This window comes from Aquibium pacificum, from assembly GCF_040839445.1.
GTDB lineage: Bacteria > Pseudomonadota > Alphaproteobacteria > Rhizobiales > Rhizobiaceae > Aquibium > Aquibium pacificus.
Window position 1 is genome coordinate 62535 of the sequence record NZ_JBDPGJ010000003.1, and the last position, 12216, is coordinate 74750.

At 66.2% G+C, this 12216-nt stretch carries 9 protein-coding genes; 8 read left to right on the plus strand and 1 reads right to left on the minus strand.

Features of this window, described 5'->3' with window-relative positions; genetic code table 11:
* Window positions 1–147: 147 nt before the first annotated feature.
* A complete protein-coding gene (locus ABGN05_RS12830; RefSeq protein WP_367954445.1) occupies window positions 148–594 on the minus strand; it encodes a MarR family winged helix-turn-helix transcriptional regulator in 447 nt (148 codons plus the stop codon).
* A gap of 146 nt (window positions 595–740) precedes the next feature.
* Here ABGN05_RS12830 and ABGN05_RS12835 point away from each other — a divergent pair, with 146 nt between their 5' ends.
* The 8 genes from ABGN05_RS12835 to ABGN05_RS12870 all read left to right on the plus strand — a co-directional run bounded on the left by ABGN05_RS12835 (window position 741) and on the right by ABGN05_RS12870 (window position 12195).
* Window positions 741–1865, plus strand: coding sequence for a substrate-binding domain-containing protein (locus ABGN05_RS12835; RefSeq protein ID WP_367954446.1), 1125 nt, complete (start codon window positions 741–743; stop codon window positions 1863–1865).
* 166 nt (window positions 1866–2031) lie between these two features.
* Complete coding sequence (locus ABGN05_RS12840) at window positions 2032–3636, plus strand: flotillin family protein (protein ID WP_367954447.1); 1605 nt, start codon at window positions 2032–2034, stop codon at window positions 3634–3636.
* A 61-nt stretch (window positions 3637–3697) separates the two neighbouring features.
* Window positions 3698–4936, plus strand: coding sequence for an urea ABC transporter substrate-binding protein (locus ABGN05_RS12845; protein ID WP_367954448.1), 1239 nt, complete (start codon window positions 3698–3700; stop codon window positions 4934–4936).
* A 256-nt stretch (window positions 4937–5192) separates the two neighbouring features.
* A complete protein-coding gene (locus ABGN05_RS12850) occupies window positions 5193–6059 on the plus strand; it encodes an ABC transporter permease subunit (protein WP_367954449.1) in 867 nt (288 codons plus the stop codon).
* The gene (locus ABGN05_RS12855) at window positions 6060–7091 is read left to right on the plus strand and encodes a branched-chain amino acid ABC transporter permease (RefSeq protein ID WP_367954450.1); all 1032 of its coding nucleotides are present in this window, start codon (window positions 6060–6062) and stop codon (window positions 7089–7091) included.
* A complete protein-coding gene (locus ABGN05_RS12860) occupies window positions 7084–7800 on the plus strand; it encodes an ABC transporter ATP-binding protein (RefSeq protein WP_367954451.1) in 717 nt (238 codons plus the stop codon). Before ABGN05_RS12855 ends, ABGN05_RS12860 begins: the two co-directional genes overlap by 8 nt.
* Window positions 7800–10328 carry an amidase gene (locus ABGN05_RS12865; RefSeq protein ID WP_367954452.1) on the plus strand — a complete coding sequence of 843 codons (2529 nt, stop codon included), beginning with the start codon at window positions 7800–7802 and terminating at the stop codon, window positions 10326–10328. Before ABGN05_RS12860 ends, ABGN05_RS12865 begins: the two co-directional genes overlap by 1 nt.
* Window positions 10329–10410: 82 nt before the next feature.
* On the plus strand, window positions 10411–12195 hold the full coding sequence (locus tag ABGN05_RS12870) for an AMP-binding protein (RefSeq protein WP_367954453.1): 1785 nt from the start codon (window positions 10411–10413) through the stop codon (window positions 12193–12195).
* Window positions 12196–12216: the final 21 nt, after the last annotated feature.

Genomic DNA, 12216 nt, shown 5'->3' on the forward strand with positions numbered 1-12216 from the left:
CGAGATCGTGGCGGTCGCTCTCCCATTGGAGTCCCGATGATCGTGGCGGGTGACCTGTTGCCGCACGACCATCGGGTCGATCGGCGACCACCGGTTCCGACGTTTATCATCGAGGCTGCCGCGGTGCGCGGCAAGGACCGGTCTTCCCTAGCGGCCCTGTTGGTCTACGCCGCCGGCCTCGATCACGCTTCCAAGCAGCTTGCGCAGCGCGGCGGAGCCCTTGTGGCCGAGATGCTCTTCCAGTGCCGAGTTCTGCTCCTCGACATGGCCGCGCACGCGGTCAAACAGGTCTTGCCCGCGGTTCGTCATATGGACGAGCACGCGCCGCTGGTCATGCGGGTCCGGCGCCCGATGGACAAGGCCGCGCGCTACCATCCTGTCCGTCATCTTCGTCAGCGCGGGATGGTTCATCAGCACGAGGTCCGCGATCTCACCCATGGATCGGCCGCTGCGGTCGCTCAGCACCTCCAGCATTCGCCACTGCTCTACGCTGACGCCCTCCGACTGCAGTTCGCGCTCGAGGTCGCCATGCAGCTTCCTGTGGGTCTGTGCCACCAGATAGGCGAGGTAATCGCTCAGCGATCGTACGGTCACGTTCCTCTCCCGGGAGGGTGGTCGGCTCTGATCCGCCACGAATCGCCGCGGCGCTGGCCGATTGCCATCATTGCCCGCTTCAGATACTTAATTCGGAAAGCAAAAACAACAATGCGGGAATGCAAATCACGGGAGATCGGGGTCTTATGATCCAGCGATCGATGTTGAGTGGCGGGGCGACCGGAGGCGGGTACGGACGTTCGTTCGGCATCGGCATGTCCGATCGACCGCATTTCGAGAGGTCGGGTCGAAGCCGCATCGCAATCATGGTGCCCATGAGCGGATCGGCCGGAATATGGGGTCCCTCCTGCATCTCCTGTGCCCAACTCGCTGCCGAGGAGATCAACCGGCATCGCGGTATAGGCGACCGGGAAGTCGAACTGGTCTTCCTCGACGCGGACGATTCGGTGGTCGACAGCGCCGTAGAGACGATCGGCGATCTGGTCGACGACGGCAGCGTCAGCGCCGTGGTCGGCATGCATGTCAGCTCGGTCCGGCAGCGGTTGAACGAAGTGCTGCGCGGGCGCATCCCCTACGTCTATACGCCGCTATACGAGGGCAACGAGCGCGCGCCGGGCTGCTTTGCGATCGGAGAGACGCCGGCCGAACAGCTCGCGCCGGCGATCCGCCGTCTCGCGGACACGCTCAGCGTCCGCCGCTGGGCGCTCGTCGGAAACGACTACGTATGGCCGCGCGCGTCCCACCGGTTCGCCAAGAACAGTATCGTGGAAGCGGGCGGGCAGGTGGTGTTCGAAACCTACGTTCCCTTCGGCCTCGAGGAGCCCGTCGAACTCGTCGAGAAGGTCGCGGCGGCCAAGCCCGACATCGTGCTCCTCTCGCTGATCGGCCAGGAGGCCGTCGAGTTCAACCGGGTCTTCGGCGCGATGCGGCTGGACCGCTCGATCGTGCGGTTCTCCACCGCGATCGAGGAAAACGTGCTCCTCGCGACCGGAGCCGACGGCACGCGCAGGCTCTATGGAGCGTCGGCGTACTTCTCGAGCTTGCGGAGCGACGCGAACCTCTCTTTCGTGGAGCGATACCGCACCCTCCACGGCGATCAGGCCCCGGTGCTCAACGCCCTGGGCCAGTCCATATACGAAGGTATGCATTTCTACGCTGCCCTCAAGGACGGCAAGCGCGCGCGACGTGCGCCGATTGTCTACCGCAGTGCCCGCGGCGGCACTTACTTCGGCAACGACCGCAAGGAAAACCCGATTTACCTCGCGCGCGCCGACGGCCACCTGTTCTCCGTCGTGGAACGCCTCGCCTGAGCGGCCGAGCGTCACTCCGCGGCGCGGATGCCCCTTTCGAAAAAGCTTAACTCGGAAAATAAAAAGCTTGAAAAGGAAAATGCCGTCGCGCTAGCTTCCTCTCCAAATCCAGGAGTCGGCGCGCCAGGCGTTCCGGTTCCGCTCCATCGGAAACGGAGGTTGCCGCGTGGCCTGGTTTCTCGCCCTCGTCGTGCTGGTCGTGGTCGTCGTGCTCGGCGTGCTGTTCCTCAACCGGTTCTATGCCAAGTCGACGCGAGAGACGGCGCTGGTACGCACCGGACTCGGGGGGCGGCGCATCCTGATGGACGGAGGCGCGGTGGCGCTGCCGATCCTGCACCGCATCGAGCGCATCAACATGCGCACGACGAGGCTCAGGATCGATCGCCAGGGACCCCAGGCGCTGATCTCGGAAGACCGGCTGCGCGTCGACGTGTCGATGGAATTCCACGTCCGGGTCGAGCCCACCGACGAGGGCATTGCGACCGCAGCGCAGGCGTTCGGCTCAAAGACCTTCCGCGAGGAGGAGATGCAGGGGCTGATCGAGGGCAAGCTGGTCGATGCGATCCAGTCCGCCGTTGCCAGCCGCTCCATGGACGAACTGCACGAGAAGCGTGACGTCTTCGTGGAAGCGGTCGCGCAGCGGCTTTCGGCCAATCTCGCCCGCTCGGGCCTGATGCTTGATTCGGCGTCGCTGGTGCGGCTCGACCAGACCCCGTTCAACGCTCTCGACGAGAACAACGCCTTCAATGCGGTGGGCATGCGCAAGCTTGCCGAACTGGTCAGCCACAACAAGAAGGCCCGCGTGCAGGTCGAGACCGAGACCGATATCGAGGTGCGGCGCAGGCATCTGGAGCAGACAAAGCAGCGGCTGATGATCGAGCGCGAGCAGGAGGAGGCCGAACTTGCCAAGCGGCTCGACCTCGAACGGCGGCGTATCGGCCTCGACACCGAGATCCACAACGCAAGGACGGAAGCCGAGCGCATCGCGGAAGAAGCCCGCATCGCCAAGGCCGGCGAAGTCAAGCGCGCGGAGATCGAACGCGACCTCGTGCTGCGCAAGCAGGAGATCGAGGCGCTTCTGGCGGTGGAGACCGCCAAGATCGACAATTCCATCCGCATCGCCGCCAAGCGCGGCGAGGAGCAGGCGGCGGAAGCCGGTTTCGAGACCGCGCGGACGAAGCTGGTCAAGGCCCAGGAAGCGGTGCAGACCGAGCGCGACATGGCCGCAGCCGAGCGCACGCGGCAGCTCGCGCTTCTGAAGGCGCGCGAGAATGCCGAAGTCGAGGACCAGAAGGTCAAGGCGCAGGTCGACACCATCCTCGAGCTCGCCAAGGCCGAGGGCAACGCCGTCCAGGTCAGGGCGGAGGCCGAGCGCCACCGCCTGATCTCCGAATCGGAAGGCAAGGCCGCCATGATCGAGGCGGAGAACGCGCAGAGCGAACAGATCCTGCGGCTGCGGCTCGAGATGCACAAGCTCGACATGCTGCCCGAGATCGCCGCCCAGATGGTGAAGCCGGCGGAAAAGATCGATTCGATCCGCATCAACCACATCTCTGGCCTCGGTTCCTTCGGCGGAGGCAATGGTTCCGGCGAGGGGGGTGGCGGCGGTGGCGGCGGCTTCCAGTCGGCGCTCGATTCCATCATGGGCATGGCGATCGGCTTTCCCGCGCTGAAGAAGCTCGGCGAGGAGATCGGCGTGGAGATGGACGCGAACCTCGGCGCGCGGGCGCTGGATGCGATCAACCGCACGCCGGTGCGCAAGAAGGACTGACCAGACGCAACCGATTTCGGCGCGCCGGGAGACGCGTCGCAGCAACGAAAGGGGAATTTCGATGACGATTACCAGACGCACCATTCTCAAGGCAGCCGCTGCCGCGGGCACCTCGGCGCTCGCAAGCCCGGCTTTCATCCGCAACGCCTTCGCCGAGGATCCGATCAAGCTCGGCACCGTCTTCGACATCTCGGGCATCTTCGACGCATACGGCAAGCCGATCGACATGGCCGTGAAGCTCGCGGTGAAGCAGCTCAACGACGGCGGCGGGCTTCTTGGCCGGCAGATCGAGCATATCGGCTACGATACGCAGTCGAACATGGCTCTCTATACGCAGTACGCCCAGCAGCTGACGCGCCAGGACAAGGTCGACGTCGTGCACGGCGGCATCCTGTCCGCCTCGCGCGAGGCGATCCGCCAGACGCTGCGCCGCGCCAACACGCTCTATTTCTACAACATCCAGTACGAGGGCGGCGTCTGCGACAGGAACTGCTTCGTCACCGGCGTCACGCCGGCGCAGACCACCGAGGTACAGATCCCCTACACCATGGAGAAGTGGGGCAAGAAGGTCTACATCCTCGCCGCCGATTACAATTACGGCCAGCTGATGGCCCGCTGGATCCAGAAGTATTTCAAGGACGGCGGCGGCGAGACCGTTGCGGTCGACTTTTTCCCGCTCGACGTCGCCGATTTCGGCTCGACCATCACCAAGATCCAGACTGCGGCGCCGGACATGGTTTATTCGGCGCTGGTCGGCGGCGCGCACCTGTCCTTCTACCGCCAGTGGGCGGCGGCGGGCATGAAGAGCCGCATTCCGCTCGCCTCCACCACGCTCGGCGTCGGCTCCGAACATCTCGTGCTGACGCCCGAGGAAGGCGACGGCATCGTGGTCTGCTACAATTATTCGCCGGAGCTCGACACGCCGGCCAATAAGGCCTTCACCACGGCCTGGGGCGAGATGCACGGCGCGGAAACCATCCCCAACATCCACGAACTCGCCGTATCCAACTACCAGGGCATCATGTTGTGGGCGGAGGCCGTCAAGCTGGCGGGTTCGGTCGAGCAAGCCAAGGTGATCGAGGCGCTGGATGGCGGTCTGGCCTACGAGGGCCCGGCCGGCATGGTGACCATCGACCCGAAGACGCACCACGCCACGCTCGACGTCCACCTGATGGAGATGCGCGGCCAGAAGCTCAACGTGTTGCAGAGCTTCGGCGCGCGCGCGCCGATCGACACGCAGCTCGTCTGCGACCTCGTCGCAAATCCCGACGACAACCAGCAGTACGAGATCAAGATCTGAGACCAGAAGGTGAGGCGGCGAGAAGCCTCCTCGCCGTCACGCTTCGCGTGCCACCTCTCCCCCTGCCCGGGGGAGAGGAACACAGGCTGGATTGGCGCAGCAGTTCTCCAGAAGCCGCAGCCCCAGCGGCAGCGGCTTTCCTCTCCCCCGGGCACGGGGAGAGGCGGCCCGAAGGGTCGGTGAGGGGGGTGTTTCCGCGCTGGCGCAATGAACTCGCACTGCATTCCGATTGGACATCTCCGCTCACAGGACCGGCATGGACCTCGCAGCCGTCTTCATCCTCGAAATCCTCTATTCCATCGCGCTCCTGGTGCTGATCAGCGCCGGGCTGGCGGTCGTCTTCGGGATGATGCGCGTCATCAATCTCGCCCATGGCGAGTTCATGATGATGGGCGGCTACGCGACCATCGTCGCTGTGCAGGCCGGGGTTAACGTCTATGTGGCGATGCTGATCGTGGCGCCGCTCGCCGTCGGCCTGATCGGGCTCGTCGTGGAACGGCTGGTGATCCGCTTCCTGTACGGGCGGCTTGTCGACACCATGCTCGCCACCTGGGGGCTGAGCCTCGCCTTTACCGGCGCGGCGGTCATGATCTTCGGCAACACGACCACCGGCGTCTCGACGCCGATCGCGGGTTTCACCCTCGGCGCCTACCAGATCAATGGCTACAACTTCTTCATCATCATCGTCTCGATCCTGCTTCTGGTCGCCTCCTATCTGGTTCTGCGCGGCACCCGGCTCGGCCTAGTAGCCCGTGGAACCATGCAGAGCGCCGACATGGCCGCGGCACTCGGCTACAGCCCGGACCGGGTCTACATGACGACCTTCTTCGTCGGCTCGGCGCTGACGGGACTTGCCGGCGGGGTGCTCGCGCCGCTGGTCGGCCTCGTGCCCACCTGGGGCACGCTCTACATCGCCAAGGCCTTCATCACGGTCATTTCCGGCGGCGCCTCGATCGTGCTCGGCCTTTTGTCGAGCGCGACCGTCTTCGGCCTCGTGTCGCAGACCTTCACCTTCCTTTCCGGACCGGTCATCGGCGAAGTGGCGCTGCTGGTCGCCGCCATCGTGCTGTTGCGCCTCCTGCCGCAGGGCATTACCGGACGCTTTTTCAAGGGACGCCTCTGAATGGACCGCAGCGCCCTTCGAGACGCGCCCTGGGTCGTGGCGGCGGGCATCGTCGTGATGTTCGCGGCACCGCTGATCCTGAACTTCTACACGCTCACGCTGCTGGTGATCTACGGAATGCTTGCGCTGAGCCTCGGCCTGATCTGGGGTTTCGGCGGCATCCTGTGTTTCGGCCAGGCGGCGTTCTACGGGCTGGGGGCCTATGCCTATGCCATCTCGGCCGCCAACATCGGCGAGAGCACGGTGCCGATGCTCCTGGCGATCGCCATTCCCTTCGTCTTTGCGTTCCTGCTCGGCGCGATGATGTTCTACGGCAGGCTGACCGACGTCTACATGGGCGTCATCACGCTGGTGGTGACGCTGATCTTCTTCCGCTTCATGAACACGACGGCGGGGCCGGAATACCAGATCGGGCAGGCCCGCCTCGGCGGCTACAACGGCATCCCCGGCTACCAGACCCTCAACGTCCCGGGCGACGCCTCCGCCTACATCTGGGACGAGAGCCTCTACTACACCTGCTTCGTCATCCTGCTCGTCGTCTACGTGCTGGTGCGGCTCTTGCTGGCGAGCCCGTTCGGCCGCATCGCCGTGGCGATCCGGGAGAACGAGAACCGCGTCGAGCTGATGGGCTACGACGCGCGGCTGCGCAAGAGCGTGCTCTTCGCGATCGGCGGCGCCATAGCGGGCCTGGCCGGCGCGCTCTATGCCTCCTGGGCCGAGATCGTGACGCCCGGCCTCTTCTCGCTCGGCCAGTCGGCCGAGATCATCATCTGGTGCATCGTCGGGGGCCTCGGAACGCTGGTCGGGCCGGTGCTCGGAGCGGCCGTTCTCGGCTACCTTAAATTCGCGCTCGGCCAGCAGACTGCGGTCGACAACGTGCTGGTCATGGGCCTGATCCTCGTCGTCGTCGTGCTCGTGCTGCCGCGCGGCGTGGTGCCCTCGCTGATCAGCGCCTTCAGGCACTCGTCGCGCCGCAGGGGGCCAGGGGGCCGCCGCCGTCGCGGGCCCAGGGGAGTGCGCGCGGATGGCTGACGTCGTCCTGGAGACCCGCAACCTCACCATGCGGTTCGGCGGCGTCACCGCCGTCGACAACGTCAACTTCAAGCTTCGCCGCGGCGAGCTCCGCTGCCTGATCGGGCCGAACGGCGCGGGCAAGACGACCTTCTTCCGCTGCCTGACCGGGATCCTGAAGCCGACCCACGGCGAAGTCTTCATCGACGACGTCGAGACCACCGGCTGGGACCCGCAGTTCGTCGCGCGCATGGGCATCGGCATCAAGACGCAGGTGCCGAGCGTGATGGACGGGCTATCGGTGCGCGAGAACGTCTGGCTGTCGGCCTATCGCCTGAGCGGCGCCCGGGAGGCGGATCGCATTGCCACCGAGGTGATCGAGCGGCTCGGCCTCGGCGACATCGCCCGTTCCACCGTCGGCCGGCTCGCCCACGGCGAACGACAGCGCGTCGAACTCGGCATCGTGGTCGCCGCGCGCCCCTGGCTCGTGCTTCTGGACGAGCCGGCCGCGGGCATGACGGGCGAGGAGGTGGAGCGCATGGTCGACATCATCCACGAGATCAATCGCGACGCGGCTCTGATCATCGTCGAGCATGACATGCAGTTCATCCGCTCCATCGCCGCGCAGATCACGGTCTTCTCGCAAGGGGCGGTGCTGATGGAGGACACCGTCGAGGCCGTCATGAGCGACCAGCGCGTCCGCGACGTCTACCTGGGCAAGAGAGGCTGATGACCGACACCCGCGCAGCCCTCGACATCCGCGGCCTGACGGCCGGCTACGGGCGCATCCCCGTCCTTCACGGCATCGATCTGACGGTCGCGGCGAACGAGTTCGTCGGCATCCTCGGCCACAACGGCATGGGCAAGTCGACGCTCCTGAAGACCGTCATGGGGTTCATTCCCGCGACGGGCGGCACGGTCAGGCTCGACGGCGAGGACGTTACGGGGCTTCCCCCGCACGAGCGTTCACGGCGCGGCATCGGTTACGTGCCGCAGGGCAGGGGCATTTTCCCGAAACTCTCGGTGCGCGACAACCTGCGCATGGCCTGGCATGCCGACACGGGGCTGGACGAGGGCGAAGCCGTCGACCGCGTGCTCGCCGATTTCCCCCGCGTGGAGCGCCTTCTCGAACGCGACGGCGGTGCGCTTTCGGGCGGCGAGCAGCAACTGCTGGCGCTCGCCCGCTGCCTCATGGCCAATCCCTGGCTCCTGCTTCTCGACGAACCGACCGAGGGTATCCAGCCCTCGATCATCGAGGAGATCGAGGACACTCTGACGAGACTGCGCAAAAGCCGCGGCCTGACCGTCGTGCTGGTCGAGCAGAACTTCGAGTTCATCGCTACGCTGTCCGACCGGGTCGTCGTCCTGGAGCGCGGCCGCGTCACCGGCGAGATCCATGCCGAGGCCCTGAAGGACCCCCGCCAGGTGGAGGAGTTCCTCGGCTTCGGTTCAGTCCGCCGCACCCGTGCCGGCGGCGGCCATGGCGCGACAGCACACTCGCCCGCGCGGCCCGCCGGCTCCGGCGCACCGGCGCAGACCCTGCCGGGCGTGCCGACCTTCGGGCCGGCCGGCAATCCCGCCATGCCCGCGCATGCGGTGCTCTCGCCCGCATCGGTGCGCCCCGCGCCGGCCGCGATGGCTGCGTCTTATCCATCATCCACTCATGCCGCGCCTCCCGCCGCAGCGCCTGCGATACCGCGCGGCCCGGAGCGTGCGCAAACCGATCTTCCGAGGGAGTATCCAATGAGCGTCAGGCGACCCACGCTGGAGCAGATGCGCAGTCTGGTCGGCGGCCTCCACATGTCCATGGGCGACCGCGAGATCATGGACTACATGGCCCTGATGGAAGCGACGTTCGAGGCCTACGATGTCGTCGCAGCCATGCCCGACAATCTTCCGCAGGTGAAGTATCCGCGCACGCCGGGCTATCGGCCGTCCGCTGCCGAGAACCCGATGAACGCCTGGTACGTGAAGTCGGAAGTGCGCGGCGCGCATTCGGGACCGCTCGCCGGGCGAAAGATCGTGCTCAAGGACAATGTCTGCCTGGCAGGCGTGCCGATGATGAACGGCGCCTCTACGCTGGAAGGCTACACGCCCGACGTCGACGCCACCGTCGTCACCCGCATCCTCGACGCGGGCGGCACCATCGTGGGCAAGGCGCATTGCGAATATTTCTGCCTTTCGGGCGGCAGCCACACCAACGCGACCGGGCCCGTCCATAACCCCTGGAAGAGGGGCTACATCGCCGGCGGCTCGTCCTCCGGCTCCGGGGCGCTGGTCGGGGCGGGCGAGGTCGACATGGCGATCGGCGGCGACCAGGGCGGCTCGATCCGCATGCCGGCCTCCTTCTCCGGCGCCTACGGCATGAAGGCCACCCACGGGCTGGTGCCCTATACCGGGATCATGCCGATCGAGCCGACGATCGACCATGCCGGACCGATCACCCAGAACGTGCGTGACAACGCGCTGCTGCTGGAAGTCATCGCCGGAGAGGACGGCCTCGACCCACGCCAGTACGCGCCGCGCATCGACCGCTATACCGATGCGCTCGGGCAGGGGGTTTCCGGAATGCGCATCGGCATCGTGCGCGAGGGGTTCGGCCGCCCTGAATCGGAAGCGGACGTTGACGAGAAGGTCCGCGTCGCCGCCCGGCGCTTTCGCGATCTCGGCGCGACCGTCGAGGACATCTCGGTGCCGATGCACACGCAGGGTCAGGCGATCTGGACGCCGATCGCTCTCGAAGGCCTGACCGACATCATGATGCACGGCAATGGCTTCGCCACCGGCTGGCGCGGACTCTACGTCACCAGCCTGCTCGACTATCATTCCAATTGGCGCGCACGCGCCGACGAACTGTCGAAGAGCCTGAAGATCTCGATGTTCGTGGGCGAGTACATGCTCAAGCACCATCGCGGGCACTACTACGCCAAGGCGCAGAACCTGTCGCGCCGGCTGCGCGCCGCCTACGACGCCGCGCTCGGCCAGTACGATCTGCTACTGATGCCGACCATGCCCATGAAGGCGCAGCCGATCCCGCCGGCCGACGCGCCGCTCGCCCTCTACATCCAGCGCGCCTTCGAGATGATCGGCAACACCTGTCCGTTCGACACGACAGGGCATCCGGCGATGACCATCCCCTGCGGCCTGTCGGAAGGGCTTCCGATCGGCATGATGCTGATCGGCCGGCACTACCAGGAGAGCACGATCTACCGGGCCGCCGCCGCCTTCGAACGGATCGGAGACTGGCGGGCGATGTGAGGGCGAGCGGCAGGCTTGGCCGCACGCGCCATTCCTGCCATCTTCACGCCGCGAGCAACGCATGCTCATCGGGAGGAGCATCATGAACCGATTGTCGGAACCTCTGGGAGGGGTGCTTTCAAAAAGCCTGCTGACGCGGGAGGCGGAGCCGGTAGTCGATCCTGCGGCGCTGAAACCGCGCGAAGACAAGTCCTGGGTCGTGGGCGACCGATCGGTTCCGCTCTTGCGCCAGACGATCCCGCAAGCGCTTGCGCAGACCGTGGCGCGGCTCGGGTACCGCCAGGCGGCGATCTTCTGCGAGGCGGGGCGGCGCTACACCTGGAGCGAGTTCGCACGCGAGGTGGATGCCGTGGCGGCGGGGCTCCTCGCGCTCGGGCTGGAGAAGGGGGACCGGATCGGCATCTGGTCGCCGAACCGGCCCGAATGGCTGGTCACGCAGTTCGCCACCGCGCGCGTCGGGCTGGTGCTGGTCACGATCAATCCGGCCTACCGCCTCTCCGAACTCGAATACGTGCTGAACAAAGTCGGCTGCAAGGCGCTGGTTACCGCGGCGCGCTTCAAGTCGAGCGACTATCTCGAAATGATCCGTTCGCTCGCGCCGGAACTGGAGACGGCGGAGCCGGGACGGCTGCAGGCCAGGCGCGTGCCTTCGCTTCGGGCAGTCATCCGCATGGGCGCGGAAAAATCCCCCGGCATGCTCTCCTTCGATGATCTCGCGCACCTCGCCGGCCCCGCGCAGATGCGCAGGGTCGATGCCGTCTCGGCCACGCTCGATCCCGACGAGGCGATCAACATCCAGTTCACAAGCGGCACCACCGGCGCGCCTAAGGGCGCGACGCTGACGCATGCCAACATCCTGAACAATGCCGACATGGTCACCCGCACGATCCGGCTGACCGAGGCCGACCGGCTGTGCATCCCCGTGCCGCTCTACCATTGCTTCGGCATGGTGATGGGTACTCTCGGATGCGTGACCAAGGGCGCGGCCATGGTCTTTCCGGGCGAGGGCTTCGACGCGACCTCCGCCCTGAAGGCCGTGGCGGGCGAGCGCTGCACCGGTTTCTACGGCGTGCCGACCATGTTCGTCGCCATGCTCGACCACCCCGACTTCAGGCGCTCCGACGTGACGTCGCTGCGCACCGGCATCATGGCCGGCGCCCCCTGTCCGATCGAGGTGATGAAGCGGGTCGTCTCGGATCTGCACATGCCTGAGGTGACGATCGCCTACGGGATGACGGAGACGAGCCCCGTCTCCTTCCAGAGCCATGTCGACGATCCCTTGGAAAAGCGCGTCTCGACCGTCGGGCGCATCCATCCGCATGTCGAGGTCAAGGTGATCGACGAGACCGGGCAGACCGTGCCGGTCGGCGTCTCCGGCGAACTCTGCACGCGCGGCTATTCCGTCATGAAGGGCTACTGGGACGACGCAGACAAGACGGCCGAGGCGATCGATGCGGACGGCTGGATGCACACCGGCGATCTGGCGACGATCGATGGCGACGGATACTGCAACATCGTCGGGCGCGTGAAGGACATGGTGATCCGCGGCGGCGAGAACGTCTATCCGCGCGAGGTCGAGGAGTTCCTCTACCGGCACCCCAAGGTCGCGCAGGTGCAGGTGTTCGGCGTGCCGGACGAGCGCTACGGCGAGGAACTGGCCGCCTGGATCGTGCTTCACCCGCACGAGGAAGCGACCGAGGAGGAGATCCGCGCCTTCTGCCGCGGCCAGATTGCGCACTACAAGGTGCCGCGCCACGTCCGCTTCAAGGATGCCCTGCCTATGACCGTCACCGGCAAGCCGCAGAAGTTCATCATGCGCGACGAGATGGTGGCCGAACTCGGGCTCACCGAGTCGAAGACCGCATGAATGGGCCGTAGCTTGCTGGGT